Annotated in this window: 11 protein-coding genes and 1 pseudogene; 2 read left to right on the top strand and 10 right to left on the bottom strand. The window is 58.0% G+C overall.

Annotation, left to right across the window (positions count from 1 at the left end; genetic code table 11):
* Positions 1-138 precede the first annotated feature (138 nt).
* From AB1E34_RS09995 to AB1E34_RS09950, 10 genes are all read right to left on the bottom strand, one after another.
* Positions 139-1,731: a trimethylamine methyltransferase family protein gene (locus AB1E34_RS09995; protein WP_372572196.1), complete on the bottom strand. Its 1,593-nt coding sequence runs from the start codon at positions 1,729-1,731 to the stop codon at positions 139-141.
* On the bottom strand, positions 1,728-3,791 hold the full coding sequence (locus tag AB1E34_RS09990) for an FAD-dependent oxidoreductase (protein ID WP_372572195.1): 2,064 nt from the start codon (positions 3,789-3,791) through the stop codon (positions 1,728-1,730). Before AB1E34_RS09990 ends, AB1E34_RS09995 begins: the two co-directional genes overlap by 4 nt.
* A 257-nt stretch (positions 3,792-4,048) precedes the next feature.
* On the bottom strand, positions 4,049-5,869 hold the full coding sequence (locus tag AB1E34_RS09985; RefSeq protein ID WP_372572194.1) for a BCCT family transporter: 1,821 nt from the start codon (positions 5,867-5,869) through the stop codon (positions 4,049-4,051).
* A gap of 173 nt (positions 5,870-6,042) precedes the next feature.
* A complete protein-coding gene (locus AB1E34_RS09980) occupies positions 6,043-7,203 on the bottom strand; it encodes a Gfo/Idh/MocA family protein (RefSeq protein ID WP_372572193.1) in 1,161 nt (386 codons plus the stop codon).
* The gene (locus AB1E34_RS09975) at positions 7,203-7,970 is read right to left on the bottom strand and encodes a sugar phosphate isomerase/epimerase family protein (RefSeq protein WP_372572192.1); all 768 of its coding nucleotides are present in this window, start codon (positions 7,968-7,970) and stop codon (positions 7,203-7,205) included. The genes AB1E34_RS09980 and AB1E34_RS09975 overlap by 1 nt, the downstream gene beginning before the upstream one ends.
* A gap of 3 nt (positions 7,971-7,973) precedes the next feature.
* Entirely contained in the window at positions 7,974-10,349 is a 2,376-nt protein-coding gene (locus AB1E34_RS09970) for a beta-mannosidase (RefSeq protein WP_372572191.1), read from the bottom strand.
* A 47-nt stretch (positions 10,350-10,396) separates the two neighbouring features.
* The gene (locus AB1E34_RS09965) at positions 10,397-11,467 is read right to left on the bottom strand and encodes an ABC transporter ATP-binding protein (RefSeq protein ID WP_372572190.1); all 1,071 of its coding nucleotides are present in this window, start codon (positions 11,465-11,467) and stop codon (positions 10,397-10,399) included.
* 2 nt (positions 11,468-11,469) lie between these two features.
* The gene (locus tag AB1E34_RS09960) at positions 11,470-12,378 is read right to left on the bottom strand and encodes a carbohydrate ABC transporter permease (RefSeq protein ID WP_372572189.1); all 909 of its coding nucleotides are present in this window, start codon (positions 12,376-12,378) and stop codon (positions 11,470-11,472) included.
* On the bottom strand, positions 12,371-13,297 hold the full coding sequence (locus AB1E34_RS09955) for a carbohydrate ABC transporter permease (RefSeq protein ID WP_372572188.1): 927 nt from the start codon (positions 13,295-13,297) through the stop codon (positions 12,371-12,373). The genes AB1E34_RS09960 and AB1E34_RS09955 overlap by 8 nt, the downstream gene beginning before the upstream one ends.
* A gap of 73 nt (positions 13,298-13,370) precedes the next feature.
* Positions 13,371-14,600 (bottom strand): ABC transporter substrate-binding protein, encoded by a 1,230-nt coding sequence (locus AB1E34_RS09950; protein ID WP_372572187.1) that lies wholly within the window; start codon positions 14,598-14,600, stop codon positions 13,371-13,373.
* 203 nt (positions 14,601-14,803) lie between these two features.
* On the opposite strand from AB1E34_RS09950, the gene AB1E34_RS09945 reads away from it, so the two are divergent.
* Positions 14,804-15,775: a LacI family transcriptional regulator gene (locus AB1E34_RS09945; protein WP_372572186.1), complete on the top strand. Its 972-nt coding sequence runs from the start codon at positions 14,804-14,806 to the stop codon at positions 15,773-15,775.
* A 137-nt stretch (positions 15,776-15,912) separates the two neighbouring features.
* Positions 15,913-16,761: pseudogene (locus AB1E34_RS09940) on the top strand (IS110 family RNA-guided transposase); the annotation flags it as partial.
* Positions 16,762-16,901 lie beyond the last annotated feature (140 nt).

Below are 16,901 nucleotides of genomic sequence, written 5' to 3'. Positions count from 1 at the left end.
GCCAGCGTTGCCAGGGCATAGGATAGCAGGAATGCCAGAGCGAAAAGCTCTACCACACCTGCGAAGGTTCATCCGCAAAGCAGCATGTCCTGCCTGATCTATTTCGTGCAGCGGGAGTCTACACTTTCAGAACCCGCTTCACCTTCTGAAGGTTCGCATTTCTTCTGCACTCAGGATAATGGGAAACTCCTCGCGGATCTGCCGGTCTGCCGATCCAAAATAATTCGGGAAATGATCCGTTAGAATGGCGTCGGCGCTCTCTCCTGCCCGCTCAAGCAAATCTACCCGACCCTGGTTTTCCCAAGTGTCTGTGCGTTCGCGATCCATCAATTGCGGATACACGAACTCAGAGTTCATGAACTGAAGCGTGTGCGGGTTTCCCAGGAAATGCCCCGGCTCGATTGCGCATTTATGGATGATATCTACAGCCATGGTCTCATCTGTCACCTCGATACCGCGCAGCGAGCGCAGGATCATACCGCCGGCCTCGTTGTCGATGACCATACTTTCAAAGCTGCACCCCATAAGGCTGCCCAGCATTCCGCCGAATTCGCAGACCCGGTTGGCTCCGGCATGGGCGGCCAGCGCGAAGGTGAGCGCCTTTTCCAGCCCGTATTGCGCATCAGGTAGTTTCGCGTCGGTCATTCCCGCGCCCACCGATGTGGGCAGGCCATAGTAGTTGCCCATCTGAACCGCCGCTGCCCCGATCAAAGCCTGTTCACCGCTGCCACCGGTAAAAGAACCGCTGCGCAGGTCCGTGATGAAGGGCCAAGCGGCAAAGCTAACCGGGCAGCCAGGGGAGATCAGGTTTGCGATGGTGACACAGGCCAGAGTTTCGGCAACCGCCTGAACCAGAGTGCCCGCCAAGGTCGCCGGTGCAGTAGCGCCCGCTTGAGGCGGCACAGCCAGATCGACGGTTAGCCCCAACTTAGCCGTGTCGATCAGGATTTCCATGTTCTCCCGCCCGATCCGCAGAGGCGAGACAATAGGGCAGCCGCCAAAGATCACCGAAGGTTTTTTCATGAAAGCACCTTCGCCACCGGATGCCAGATCAAACATCCGGATGGCATGCGGAATGTGACTGCGATCACGAAAGGCCATACAGGCCGGTTTCTGGCTGGCCGAGAGCATGGCATAGACCATGTTCATGTCATGAGTGAAATCGTCAGGGACGTCGGTGGCCAGCACAGTGGCCCCCAGCATGTGGATGTTGTCCAGCTTGTCGACAAGCCGGGTGAAGTCATAGATATCCCGCAGATCGGAGGGCCGGTAAGACTTTGTTTTCGCGTCAAATGTGGTGACAGCCGTGCCGGAATTCGCGAAATAGACGCTCTCGGCCGTGCAGTGCATGTCGTCCTTGCCCGCCCGCTCGCCGCGCGCGAAAACATAGTACTCCTTGGCTGCGTTTGACAGGACATCCTCCATCAACGCGCGCGGAAAACACAGACGGCCGTGTTCGTTTAGAACGGCGCCCTTCGGCAGAACGAGGTCCAGCAATTCAGGGAAGTGATCAGCCAGCCCGGTTTGTTCCAGCACGGTCAGAGCGGAACGGTGAATGTTCTCCACATCCGTCTGCGACAATGGGCGATAACGACCGCCCGCCAGCCCGCCATGCACTGCTTCGTTGCCCGTTGTGCTCTCTTGCAGCGCGATACGCGCGGCGCGGCCACCGCCGCGACGGCGACGGCTTGTGTCAGGGGCGTTTTTTCCGGTCTCGAATGTATCCGTCATATCGCGTCCTCCCGCAGATCAGTGATTTCCCGGCGGAACCAGTCTTGCTCGGCCTCGGATTTAGGGCGTTCAAAGTCACGCGCAGCGCGGTGGCCGGCAAAGACGGCATCCGCGATCAGTCCCGGAGCCGCCGCGTCGCCAAAAAGTTCGAGGGTTTCCAGACCCGTACCCTGCAGCGCTTCGAACAGCGTGGTGTTTCGATGCCGCTCGGTGACAAGCACGGCAGAGGCGCAGTCAATCTCGCTTTGCCGTGCCGAAAAACCGCAGGCCACGGTTGCCCCTTGATCGCCCACCATTTTCAGCACTTGATTGCATCGAACGTCAACGTCCAGCTCAATCAACCGAGCCTGAATGCGATGCTGTTCCAGTGTGTTGACAGAAAAGCTCGACACAAGGCTTTCCGGTGTTACGAACACCACCTTGCGCCCCGTCAGCGCCAGCTTTTCAGCGATGACACTAGCGATATAGATATGATCGTTGTCATAAATCATGACAGGCCCGTCAGGGACAATGCCCGACATGATGTCGTCTGGTGTAAAGACCTTGGCCGATGGCGCGATCTGGGGCGGGCGCCGCCGCGTGTTGCGGCCCAACCCGTCAGAACGCCATGTCGAACCGGTCGCAAGGAACACGTGCGGGATGCCAAGCTCAGCCACTTGGGCGGCGTCGAGCGCGCTGTTGGTGAACATTTGAACATTGGCGCGCTGCTGCAGTTCGTTCAGCCGATAATCCGCAACCCGTGACCAGGCTGCGAGCCCCGGCAGTCTGCTCTCACGCAGGACTCTGCCGCCGAACTCAGGACCTGCCTCGGCCAGCGTAACGTCATAGCCGCGCCGCGCCAATTGCAGCGCGCATTCCAGACCTGCCGGGCCACCCCCGACGACCAGTGTTTCGGCCTCGCGTTTGCGGGGTGAAATGTATTCGGGATGCCAGCCACGCCGCCATTCCTCGCCCATTGTCGGGTTCTGGGTGCAGCGGATCGGAACGCCGAGCGCGTCGGAGGCGGCGCAGATGTTGCAGCCGATGCATTCGCGAATCTCGTCAATGCGCCCTTCCTCAATCTTGCGGGGAATGAACGGGTCAGCAATCGAGGGGCGTGCCGCGCCGATCAGATCGACAATGCCCTTGCGCAGCATCGAAACCATCATGTCCGGCGATGTCAGCCGCCCAACACCCACAACCGGCTTGTTGGTGATCTGCTTCACGAAGGACAGATATTCGTTCTGGTATCCGTCCTGCGGCTGAAAGCGCGTGGTTGCGGAATCGTTGGACCAGTCAGAGACATTCACGTCCCAGATATCGGGCAGATCGGCCAACAATTCGACCACAGCGCGGCCTTCCTCGGCGGCCTGCATCCCGTCGGGGCCCTGCATCTCGTCTATGGCAAAGCGGAGGGCGACCGCGCAAGTATCCCCGACGGCATCGCGCGTGTCCTCCAACAATTCGCGGGTCAGGCGCACGCGATTCTCCAATGATCCACCATACTCATCGCTGCGGCTGTTCATATGCGGCAGCAGGAAGTGCTGTGCGAGCGTCATCCCATGCCCGGCATAGACATAGACGATGTCGAATCCGGCCTCTTTTGCGCGCAGCGCCGCGTCTCTATGCCAGCGCCGAAGCGCACGGATATCGGCCTTGTCCATCGCGCGCGCCTGTTTTGGCTGCGCCGTGCTGATCGCCATGTCCGAAGGTGCCAGAACCGGCGCGCGTGACAGCAGGTTCGTTGCGTGATTGCCGTTGTGAACCAGTTGAATGGCAGCCAGCGCGCCATGTTCGTGAACCGCGTCAGTCATCAAGCGCAATGCCGGAACATCTCGCGCGTCCCACAGACGGCCTTCGGCATAAGGCGACAAATCCGAGGTCGGATGAATCTCGGTTTCCTGAGTTGAGACGACACCCCAGCCGCCTTCGGCCTTCACGCGGCGCAGCGCGGCCTCGGCCCGTGGTCGCACGTGACCCAGCCCGGTACAATGCGGCACCTGGTAAAAGCGGTTCTTTGCAGTGACCGGCCCCAGCCGGATCGGTTCAAAAAGCGGTGCGTAAACCTGTGCGTCAAACATCATGCGCCCTTTTTTGGCTGTATTGTGAGTGCGTTGCACTCTCGACGTCCGAACATGCCAATGCCTGCTTGGCGGGATCGTGGCGTTAGAACCGTTTGCTATTCAGTGTGGCCGCAAAGGTAGGTATCCGTTATCGCGAACGAGATGCAGCTTAGGTCTTTGACGGTCCCAACAGACTTAGAGATAACAGATTAAGACAAGCACACGTCAAAGATTAAGAAAAACCCTGCCAACCTTAACAATTCGGCAATACCCGATCAATTCGACGACGTGTCCGAATGCTCTTCGTTACTCGATCTGCGCAGGTCGTTGATCATCGCCTTGGCAAGCGAGACGCACATGAGCAGCAAAACAACGCTGAATGGTAATGCGCCGATGATCATCGAGTTTGTCAGCGCCTCCAACCCGCCGCCGCCAGCGATCAGCAGTGTCCCAATGACCAGCGTCAGCAAGACGCCCCAAATGACGCGATGCACCAGGCCGGTATCCTCTGATCCACCGGACATGATCGTGTTCATAACCAGGATGCCGGAATCAGCCGAGGTGACCAGAAATGTCATGGTCAACAGGACACACATGATGCTTATGATCGTCAAAAAATGACCCGAGATCATTTCGCCCAGCGTGACGAACAATGTGGCGGTCGTGGACGCGGCAAGGATTGCCCCATTGGCCCCTCCATTCAACTCCAGATCGATGGCCGATCCCCCAAGAATCGTCATCCAAGCAAAACACACCAGGGACGGCGCAACGACCGCCCCGATTATGAATTCGCGCACTGTGCGTCCCTTGGAGATACGCGCCAGAAACAGACCAACAAAAGGTGAAAACGCGATCCACCACGCCCAGTAGAATGTCGTCCACCCGGCCTGCCACTCAAACAACCGCCCCTGTGTGCCCGCCTCATAAGCCACAGCTTTGGTCTCGTCGGAGAGACTGGCGGCATCTGCGCTCAACCCGTCCAGAAAGGTCTCTTTCGTTCCCCAGGCATCTGTTGCGCCCGTGAACAATTCCCCGACAAAAGGTACCGCCTCGGCAGGCAGAACGGACGCGAATTCCGCCTTAGACATCGGACTGTAAGCCTGAAAACTCAGCGGGATGAAATTGGCGATGTAATCCACCAAAGCAGCAGCATAGGTCGTCACTGCAAAAGAAAACGAGCCGAAGACAATAAAGACCGCCAGCAACACCAAAGATAAAACCAGGTTGATATTTGACAGGTATTTGACGCCGCGCCCTACCCCGGAAACAGCTGACAGTGTCGACATCATCATAACCAGGGCCAGCGCAGCGATCAGCCCGGCGGTCGACGGGTTCGCTGTGGCTTCGGCACTGTCCACAAGCCATTGCATGCCAGTGATCAGAAACGCACCATCCACCAGTTGAGACACGCCATACCCGATCGTCACAGCCACGCCCAGTATCGTTGCCACGACGCCGAGGATATCGATGACATGACCTGCAACCCCGTTGGCATATTCTCCGAGTAGTGGGGTCAACGCTGCGCGGATCGTGAGCGGCATGTCGCGAGTATAGGCGTAATATGCCAGGCTGAGACCGGTGACCACGTAGATGGCCCAGGCGTGGAAGCCGGTATGCAGAAACGTGTAGCGGTAGGCCCCCTCTATCGCCTCCTCGCTCCTGGGCGCAACTTCACCGGATACGGTCAGCGGGTTTGTTTCCCACAGGCCCAGCGGCTCGGCCGTTGCATAGACCATCAGGCCCACGCCCAGACCCGCGCCAAACATCATCGAAAACCATGAGAAGTTCGAGAATTCGGGCTGTTCATCTTCAGCCCCAAGCCGCATTCGACCGGTTGCAGGTATGAGCGCGATGAGCAACAGGAAGAATGCAAACAGGCCGACCGAAACATCGTAGAATGTGTTGAACTCAATCAACAACCCCGACTTCCATGATCGCAAAGTGTCATTTGCCGAAAATGGCCAGACCAGCGCCCAAAGGACCAACAGCGACACAGACAGTTTGCTGACCAGGGCAATCGGTAGGCTATATCCTTTGTAGAACCCGGACGATTGCGTTTCTATTTTGAGGTCAGTGAAGGGCTCCTCAAGCGACATGTCGTCCCGGTCTCACAAATGTTGACTGCTTCGCACGCAGCGCTTCCGGGTTCGATCTTTCGAAGGAACGCGCGTCAGGGTTTCAACATCCAAAAAAAATCCATTAACTGCAACGTTTTTCCGGTTTTCAAAATTGCATTGCCCGCCACATCTCGACGAGTAGGCCGATTAGATCAAACAGAACTTGCTGAATATCCTTCTAACTCTAGGATCCTCGAAGCCAGTTCTGGCGGCAGCGGTGCAGGCCGCTGGCAGGTTGTAGTCATATCGATGAATCCACCACTCTCTGCCGACTTCAAGATTGCCGTCATCACATCAACACTATGCACCGCTAGCTCAAGCGCGCAACGATGGGGCGTGTCAGATTGGAGGCTGGCGATCATATCGGCCAGCCCTGCACAACGGTAGTTTGCGCGCGGTTTGGTACCCTCGACATCTTCGTTGGGAACCCCGAACGGGTGGCCCCAGGGGTCAATGGAATGAAACTGGCCATCTTCGCCCGCCATGCTCAGCGCACCGCCAAAGAAGTTCGGGTCCGGTAAAAGCAGCGAGCCATGGCTGCCGTAGAGTTCCATATTACTATGAGTATGCGCCTTCACGTCCCAGCTTGCACCCAGTGTAATGACGGCACCGCTTTCGAATTCCAGCAACGCCATGAGCGTTGTCGGCGTCTTGACAGGTACCGTTTCCCCGCGGCGCGGTTCCGAGGTGATTGTGCGCGCAGTAAATGCCGTCTGCGACAGAGCTACCACCCGCCGCACTGGACCAAGTAGATTTATCAGGTTGGTGATGTAATACGGCCCCACATCAAGGACCGGCCCTGCGCCGGGCAGGAAGAAAAAGTCGGGATTGGGGTGCCAATGCTCCATACCTGGGCCCATCACATAGGCTGACCCCGAGACGACTCTGCCAATGGCCTCGCTATCAATCAGGTGTCTGGCCTGCTGGTGACTGCCACCCAGAAACGTATCAGGTGCCGCGCCGACACGCAGATTGCGCTCTGCGGCCAATGCAGACAGGGCTTCGCCCTCGGATTTGGTCAGAACTATGGGCTTCTCCGAATATGCGTGTTTTCCCGCTTTGAGGATTGCTTTGGTCACCTCAAAATGCGCCGCCGGGATCGTGAGATTTACCACGACATCAACATAGTCTGCCGTCAGCAAGGCGTCGACTGTTTCCGCCCGGATCCCGAACTCCACCGCGCGTGCGGTGGCCGCTTTCATATCCAAATCGGCAATCGCACGGATTGTGAAGCCTCGGAACAGCGGGGCCAGCCGAAGATACGCAGCCGAAATGTTCCCCGCGCCGATAATACCTACGCCCAGTATCTCCATCACCGACCCTCCCCGAATGACTTGGCGGTCGCCAACGACCGCGTTGCGAAACGGACATGATCGGAAGGGTTGTCGTGTTCCATGATGAAATGCTGTGCTGCGGTTTCTTGCAGGGCGGCGTAGAGGCCGACCCAGTCCAGCGTTCCGTGGCCAACATCGGCCCAACCGTCTTCGTCTGCGCAGGTACCATCCGGAGCGATATCCTTGATATGCACGGCGCGAATCCGGTTCCCGTACCGGTTGATATAGCCATGCGGATCGCGCCCGCCCTGCGCGACCCATGCAACATCCAGTTCCAGCAGCAAATTGTCCGAGGCTTGCAGAATCAGATCAAGCGGGGTCTCCGGCACGCCGAGATCGGCCAGTTCAAAGTCATGATTGTGCCAGCCAAAGGTCAATCCGGCGTCCAGCAATGGCTTGCCAACCTCGGACAGGGATTTGCCGAAGGCCTCCCAACCTTGCGGGTCCCGCGGCCGGTCCTCGGGCATCAGAAACGGGAAAAACACCGTCTCGATGCCGATCTGACGGCAGAGGTCGATTACCTCGGTCGGCGATTGTCGGACAAAGTCCACCCCGAAATGGGCGGTTGGCATACGCAACCCAGTTTGGTCCATTGCTACGCGTAACTCGCGCAGCAGGTTCGCGTCCTGAAATAGCGCCCCGTACCCCTCAATCTCTTCGTACCCAAGCCCAGCCAGCAAGGGCAGCGTAGCTGTGAGGGGCGGAAAGTTCCGGGAACTATAAAGCTGATAGCCGAAAGCGGTCATGAGTTATCCTTTTAGGGTCTCGCCATAGGTGGCCGAGTGGAGATCGCGCAGGGTGAATTGGGGAGCCGCCTCGGATATCGATGGTGTAAATATCAGGTGCCGTGGCGCACCCGGCAGCACCAGCAGAGCATTATCAGAAAAGCGTCCAGGCTGATCCGCCTCTACGCTGGCAAAAAACGCCGGCTGGTCGGCACTCAGCGTCAGCTCGAACTGATCGCCTGCCCGCTGTGTTTTCAGGTGCAGGCCCGTTTGCCGCAGATCGTAGGACTTATAGGGCAGCGGCGCGTGATGGTCGGTCTGCACCGACCCATCCGGCAAGGTCAAGCGATAGATCAGGAGTTCATCCGCCGCCAACTCGGTCCTTGGGATTTGCAATAGGTTAGCCGCAGCATCTGTCGCGATGCCGCCCCTGGCCTTGCCAACCGGTCGCTCGCAGCCATCAAGGCAGAGGGCCGCGACGGACAAGCTGACATTCACCGGCGCCGCCGTATCGTTGACGGCCACTAAATTGTATCCATCACTCGTCGGCACCACGGTCACAACGACCGGTGCATAGAAACGGCGCGCCATGTGATGCAACAGCTTCCAGCCGCCGCCGTAATCCAGCGAAGACCAGCTCGCCACCGGCCACGTGTCGTTCAATTGCCAATAGAGCGTGCCCATGCAGCGCGGTTTCTGCGCGCGCCAATGCGACACGGCGGTCTTGATTGCCAGCCCCTGCTGAACCTGACTGAGATAGACGAAGTTCTCGAACCCCTCGGGGAACCGGAAATAGCGGAACATGGTCTCGGCGATCCGCGCATTGCCGCCTGCGTTCTTCTGATGGCTTTCCAGAACTGGCGAGGCGATGTTAAAGTCCCGCTCGGTGGCGAAGCTGCGGATCACATCCATCGACGGGTAGGATTGGAACCCGAACTCGCTACAGAACCTTGGCGCCACATCTCGGTAATGGTCGAAATCGCGGCCCTCGTGCCAGACCGACCAGAAATGCATGTCGCCCGCCTGATCGTCATGCCAGCCATCGCCGAAATTGAGCGGTCCGAGAGACGGGGAGGATGGCCACCAGTTTACATCCTCGCCCAGCGTGTCCTTGATCGCGCGCTCAATCGTACGGTTCAGCCGATCATAGGCAACGAGATACCGGTCGCGATCCTTGACGCTTTTCTCATACCACCCCAGCGCGCCAACCAGTTCATTGTCACCACACCAGAGCGCAAGACAGGCATGGGTTGATAGGCGGGCAGCTTGTTCGGAGAGCTCTTTGTAGACAGCGTTCAAGAACGCATCATGTGCCGGGTAGAGGTTGCACGAGAACATCGCGTCCTGCCAGATCATCAGCCCCAACTCGTCGCAGGCCTCGTAAAAGCTGGCCGGCTCGTACCGTCCGCCGCCCCAGACGCGCAGCATGTTCATGTTGGCGTCGACCGCCGATTGCAGCAGATCACGGGTCTTCTCGGGCGTGATCCTGCCCGGCAACGCGTCTGCGGGTATCCAGTTCGCGCCGCGGCAGAACACGTCAATGCCATTCACGCGCAGTTTGAAGCTGGTGCCAATCTCATCTGGCTCGGTGATGAGTTCTATTTCCCGCAGCCCAATCTTGCGGGTCTCGGTCGTGGGACCGGAGGTGAGTGTCAACTCATGCAGGGTTTGCGCGCCGAGCCCCGCCGGCCACCAAAGCTCCGGGTTGGTGATGACGAATTCCGCAGTGATCCTGCCAGCAGCATCGGATGAGAGGGATTGCATTTCCCCGGCGAAGGTCACATCGGCCTCATCAGCCCCATCAAGCTGCGCCTCAAGGGTCAGGGTAACGTGCTGCTCAGCATGGCGTTGAGTGATCTGGAGTTGTGAAAAGCTGGGTGTGTCCTTGGGCACCAGCCGCATTTCGCCATAGATGCCGAACGGGGCCAGCGCGATGTTCCAGTCCCAGCCAAAATCGCATTGCACCTTGCGCAGCGTGTTACCGTTGGGGATCGGACAATTCCGGGGATGGCTGGGCACTGGATAAGGCAACGCCCCTTGGCGTGCCGCGCCCTCTTTCACGCTGGACCGTATCGTGATCTGCAGGGTGTTTTCACCCGAACGCGCTGCATCCGACACATCGACGCGATAGCTCCTGAACACATTGTCGGTTTGCAAAACCAGCGTCCCGTTCAGCGTGATCTCGGCGACGGTGTCGACCTGGGACAGACACAGATAAAATGCGGAGTTTTCCAGATGAAACCGCCGCTCGAACACCCAGTCCCGCTCGGCGATCCAGCGCAGATCATATTCGTTGCGGCCAAAATACGGCTCAGGGATCGCACCAGCAGCATGCAATGCGGTGATCCCGTCGCCCGGAAGCGTGATCATGATATCGTGCACACACTCTGCGTCATGCATCCGCCATGGCCCGGTCAGGTCAATGGATCTGTCACCGACGATATCCTTCAAAGGCGCACCTCGGTTTCTGCGTCAAAGAACGAGGCTTTTGACAGGTCGATGCCGACCTTCAACCGGTCGCCGGGCTGAATGCTGGTCTGCCCATCAAGCCGAACCCGGAACGGCTCATCCGCAATGCGCGTCCAGACCAGGGTGTCCGATCCCATCGGCTCAACGACTTCAACCGGGACATCCGCGTTGAACGGTAAAGATTCGGCGGCGGCGGCTGTTGCCACATGTTCGGGCCGGATACCCATAGTGGCTGGGCCGCCGGGCTGCTTGGCAAAAGGGTAGCCACTAAGCGACAGCACCTGATCCCTGGCTTCGAACCGATCCTCGATCAGCAGCCCTTCGATGAAATTCATCGCCGGCGAGCCGACGAAGTCAGCCACATATCGGTTGCCTGGTCGGTTATAGATCTCTGTCGGCGAGGCCAATTGCTGTATCTGGCCGCCCTTCATAACCGCAATCCGGTCGGCGAGCGTCAGGGCTTCGACCTGGTCATGGGTCACATAGATGATCGTGTTTTTCAGCTGCTGATGCAGGCGCTTGATCTCGACCCGCAGGTCAGCGCGCAGTTTGGCGTCGAGATTGCTGAGCGGCTCGTCGAACAGGAATACATCCGCATCCCGCACAAGCGCCCGGCCAATGGCCACGCGCTGTCGTTGCCCGCCCGACAAAGCTGCGGGTTTGCGTTTGAGCAGCGGTTCGATCTGCAAAATCTCGGCCGCCCGCGCCACGCGCTTCGCAATCTCGTCCTTGGACATTCGCGCGTTTTTCAGCCCGAAAGACAGGTTCCCCTCGACCGTCATCTGCGGATATAGCGCATAGGATTGGAACACCATGCCGATGCCTCTGTCCGAGGGTTCCTCCCACGTCACGTTGCGATCCTTGATGAAAATCTGGCCATCGGTGACTTCCAGCAACCCGGCGATGCAGTTCAGCAATGTGGATTTCCCACATCCCGACGATCCGAGCAGAACAAGGAACTCTCCGTCTTCAATATTCAGGTTTAGACCCTTGAGCACCTCAATGGCGCCAAAGCTCAAATCCAGATCGCGAATTTCGACAGAATGCATGTTTATCCCTTCACGGCACCGGCGGCGATACCACGCACGAACAGCTTGCCGGAGACAAAGTAGATGACGAGTGGAACAAGGCCGGTCAGCAGGGTTGCGGCCATGTTGACATTGTATTCCTTCACGCCCTGCACCGAGTTGACGATGTTGTTGAGCTGCACGGTCATCGGGTAGGTTTCAGGCTTAGTGTAGATCACACCGAACAGGAAATCATTCCATATACCAGTGACTTGCAGGATGATCGCCACCACGAAGATCGGCAGGGACATCGGCAACATGATGCGGAAATAGATGCTCCAGAACCCCGCGCCATCGACCCGTGCAGCCTTGTGCAGATCTTCGGGGATTGAGGCGAAATAGTTACGAAACAACAGTGTCAGGATCGGCATGCCGAAGATCGTATGCACCAGGACCAATCCCGAAAGGTCGCCCATCAACCCGATCTCGCGCAGAATGATCACGAGCGGGTAGAGCATCGTCTGATAGGGAATGAAGGCACCCACGATCAGGATCGTAAAGAACACTTCCGAGCCCTTGAATTTCCACCGCGCCAATGCGTAGCCATTGACCGAGGCCACCGCGATGGACAGCACAATCGACGGGATCAGGATCTTGACCGAATTCCAGAAGCCCCGGCTGAGCCCATCGCAATTGATGCCGGTACAGGCCTGCGCCCAGGCCTTGACCCAAGGTTGAAAGGTGATCTCAAGCGGCGGCGAAAATATGTTTCCGGTCCGGATTTCCGGCATGCCCTTGAGCGAGGTCACCACCATCACATAGAGCGGCAGCAGATAGTAGACCGACACCACGATCAACGTGCCATAGAGAAAGATATTCGCTCGGCTAAAGCTGCGCCGGGGCTTGGGGCCGCGCGGCCCCTCGACATAGCGAGAGGAGGTCAGGTCAACCACGTTTGCGCCCTCCGAATTCCAGATAGGCCCATGGGATCAGAATGATCGCCACTGAAACCAGCATCATTGTCGAAGCGGCAAAGCCCTGCCCCAGATTCTGCGCGCGAAACATGTACTGGATCACGTATTTCGCTGGCACCTCCGAGGCGATGCCCGGCCCGCCATTGGTCAGCGCGACCACCAGGTCGTAAAGCTTGATGATCCCGCTCATGATCAGAACCAGCGCGGTGACAAAAACCGGGCGCATCATCGGGATGATCACCACGATATAGGTTTTGATCGTGCCGATCCCGTCGACCCGCGCGGCCTTCCAGATGTCTTCGTCGATGCCACGCAGCCCGGCCAGCATGATCACCATGATCAGCCCCGTGCCCTGCCACAGTCCTGCGATCAGAATGCCGTAGATCACGATGTCGGGATCGTTGAGCGGGTTGAAGGTGAAGCTTTCCCAGCCCAACCCGCGCACCACATGTTGCATACCCAGATCAGGGTTCAATATCCATTGCCAAGCCAACCCGGTCACAATGAAGCTGAGCGCGAAAGGGTAAAGGAAAATCGTGCGGAAGATGTTTTCGCCCCTGATCTTGCGATCCAGCAGCGCGGCCAGCGTAAAGCCGATTACCAAAGTGAAAACCAGAGACAGGATACCATAAAGCGCCAGGTTCTCGATCGACACCAGCCAGCGACGCGTTGTCCAAAGCCGCTCATACTGATCCAGCCCGACGAAGTTCAGCTTTGGCAGAAGTTTGGAGGAGGTAAAGGAATGCACCACCGTCCAGGCAGTGCCCCCCACAAAGACCACCAAAGCCGTTAGGATCATCGGGATCGAGGCGATCTTGGCCGAGAGATTGCGGAACAGTGACACCGGTCTCTTCGCGCGCTTACTGCCGCGTGGCTCGTATGAGGACAGGTCTGCCATGGAACTCCTTCTGCGCATATTTCACCTGCCCGAGGCCGCAATGACCCCGGACAGGCGCGCGAGTGACTGCGCTTTATTCGGCGGAGCGGATGACGTCGGCGTAGCGGGCTTGCGCATCCGCAGCGGACATATCGGTCGACCAGAATTCGGCCATCAGGTCTTCGATCTGGGTCTGGGTGTCGGGTGTCAGATTCATCTCACCCGAGGGCAGAACACCACCGGCCTTGAGAATGTCCAATCCCTTCTGCATGCAGTCATTTGCGGCAGACAAATCAATGTCACCGCGTACCGGCAGCGACCCTTTCTTCAGATTGAAGGCTACCTGAACCTCGGGAGCGATCAATGTCGAGGCCAGTGCCATCTGCGCCTTTTGAACTTCAGGATCGTCGATGACCGGGAAGTAAAAGGCATCGCCGCCAGTATCGAGAATCTCGTTCATTCCAAGGCCGGGCAAGCAGGTGTAGTCCTCTCCAGCCACCTGTTCAGCAATCTGGAATTCGCCCTGCGCCCAATCCCCCATGATCTGGGCCCCGGCCTTACCGGTGATGACCATGTTGGTTGCCTGATTCCAGTCTTGCACATTTGAATCTGCGGCAAGTTGGCGGGCCGTCTCAATTGCTTCAAAGACTTGCTGGTACTCCGGGCCCATCGCGGCATCCGCATCGCGCTCTACGACGACTTTACGCCAGGCATCGACGCCAGCAATCGCTATCGCCAGGACACCGAACGCACCGTTCTGCTGCCAGCTTTGCTGACCCATCGCAAGTGGCACAATGCCCGCTTCCTGCAGTTTGGGGGCGGTTTCAACAAATTCATTCCAATCGCCGGGAACCGGAATACCTGCGCTTTCATATGCCCCATGGCTGAGCCAGATCCACTGCCAGGAATGAATATTGACGGGCACGCAGTAAATGCGTCCCTCGAAGGTGCAAGCCTCCAGCAGCGAGGACGGGTTCACCAAGTCTTTCCAGCCCTCCTGCTCCGCCAGTTCGGTCAGGTCGGTCAGCAGCCCCGCCTCGATTAGCTCCTCCGCCTGACGCCCGTGGTTCAACTGTGTCGCTCCCATCGGATCGCCACCAATGATGCGACTGATGATGATCGGACGCGCTGTACCACCTGAGCCCGCAATAGCCCCATCAACCCAGCTATGATCGGTGTTCTCGTTAAAGGCTTTCGCAAATTCAGAAACGGCAGCGGCCTCTCCCCCGGATGTCCACCAATGCGTGACTTCCAGATCGGCCGCATGGGCTGTTCCAGCTCCCGCCAGGATTGTTCCAGCAAGCATCTTTGCTAGGCGATTCATTGATTTCTCCCAATCTAAATCGATATAGATCGTGACTATAACGATTTAGAAACTTCTTGCAACGGATTTACACTCACAGCTGAGCGGACTAATTTGTCTGAGACAAAGCTGGGGCTGTGCCGCACAAAACCTAAGTTGCAAAGGCCGGGACCAGCAGAAAGGCCAGCTGTTCAATGCCCGAATCCGGGAAAAGCCGACCAACATTGCGCACCATTGCCGAGCTTTCGGGGCTGGCGGTGCCCACCGTGTCGCGCGCGCTCAACGATGCGCCCGATATCGGGACGGCGACCAAAGAGAAGGTGCGCGCCATCGCGGCCCAGATCGGTTACATTCCGAACCGGGCAGGACTGCGCCTGCGCACTGGCAAAACCAACGTAATTTCTCTTGTTCTCTGCTCGGACCATGAAGTGACGGATCATACCGGACAGCTTGTTTCGTCGATAGCGCACGCGCTGCGGGACACCCGCTATCACCTTATCGTCACTCCCTATTTTCCCGATGAAGATCCGATGCAACCCGTCCGCTACATCCTGGAAACCGGGTCGGCGGATGCGCTTATCCTGAACCGTATCGAGGTCGATGACCCGCGCGTTGCCCACCTGCTTGAGCGCAAGTTTCCCTTTGCCACTTATGGGCGGTCGAAATGGCGCGACCTGCACCCCTATTTCGACTTCGACAACACGTCATTCGGTCACCTCGCGGTAGAAGACCTGATAGGTTCGGGGCGCAAGAACATAGCGATGCTGACACCGCCCCTGAACCAGAACTACGCGCAGGACATGCTCAAGGGCGCCAGAGAGGTGATTTCGCGAACCGATGCGAGTTTCGAGGTCGTTCCGGGTATCACTAGCGATGTGATCGGTGAGGATATCAAACAGGGCATCGCGGCTTTTCTACAAAACCGTGCCGACATTGACGGCATCATCGCGCCCTCCTCCACCTCCGCCATATTCGCCAGCGTCGGCGCCGAACGCGCCGGCCGCGTGATTGGTAAGGATCTGGATATCTTCGCTAAAGAGGCCGTGCCGTTCCTGCAGCACTTTCGAGAGGCCATCAAAGTTGTGAGAGAAGACGTTCAGAACGCTGGGGCGTTTCTGGCCATGGCAGCCATACAAGCGATCGAGTCGCCGGACAAAAAGCCGAGGCAGAGCCTCATCTCCGCTCGCTTGTCTTAACATCAAGCCACACATCCACTGTGGCACGGCGGGGCCAGCGGGTGCGTTAAAGCGGATGAGGTGGGTGGCTCCTGCTCCACCGGCATCGAATGTGCCAAAGAGCAGTTATCATCGACTGCTAGGAAAGGAGCCACCCAATGACAGTAAAGACAGTCGGCTTGGATTTGGCCAAGGATGTTTTTCAAGTGCATGGCATTTCGGAGAATGGTCGGGTTATCTTCAACAAGGCCATCAAGCGAGCGAAACTGCTCCGTTTCTTTGAGACGCTTCCACCGTGCAGGGTTGGTGTGGAAACCTGCGGTTCGTCCCATCACTGGGGTCGTCAGCTGCGCACAATGGGTCACGACGTGAAGCTCATGCCCGCCGGATACGTCAAACCCTACGTGAAGCGCGGTAAGAGCGACGCCGTTGATGCCGAGGCAATCTGCGAAGCCGTTCGACGCCCCACCATGCGCTTCGTCGAGATCAAGACGGAGGAACAGCAAGCCATTCTCTCAATCCACCGGACACGGGATCTTGCCGTCCGGCAACGCACGCAGATGGCCAATATGATCCGCAGCTTGCTGCGCGAGTTTGGACATATCCTGCCGATCGGAATTGAGGCGGTCACCGCATTTGCAAAGCGTCATTTGGCAGGAGATCACCCGGACATGCCAGAGATCGCCAACGGCATGCTCGGCATACAGTGCTATCAGTTCCTCGGCCTGAACGAGCGCATCGACGGCTATTCGAAGATGATCGAGCAACATGCTCTGCTGAATGCAGATGCGCGTAGATTGATGCGCATGCCTGGCATTGGGCCGATCACGGCATCAGCGATTGTCGCAACGATCGGTGATGCAAAACAGTTCCGGACCGGGCGCGATCTGGCGGCCTGGCTCGGACTGACCCCAATCAACAAATCCAGCGGTGGCAAGGAGCGTCTGGGCAAGATCACGAAGCAAGGTGATCGCTACATTCGCAAGCTGTTGATCGGGTTGCATGGGCTTTGTTGCACAAATCGCCTGAGGGGATTCATCTCGTGAATCCAGCGTGATAGCTGGATGTTATGAGCAGTTGGTCCCCTACGACGTATAAGACCAGGAACTGGCCTTCGTACAACACAGCGCTGAAGCAGCGCGGTTCA

Origin of the sequence: Ruegeria jejuensis (assembly GCF_041537905.1) — a bacterium.
In the GTDB taxonomy this organism is placed as follows: Bacteria; Pseudomonadota; Alphaproteobacteria; order Rhodobacterales; family Rhodobacteraceae; genus Ruegeria_C.
This window is presented reverse-complemented; position numbering and strand designations above follow the sequence as displayed.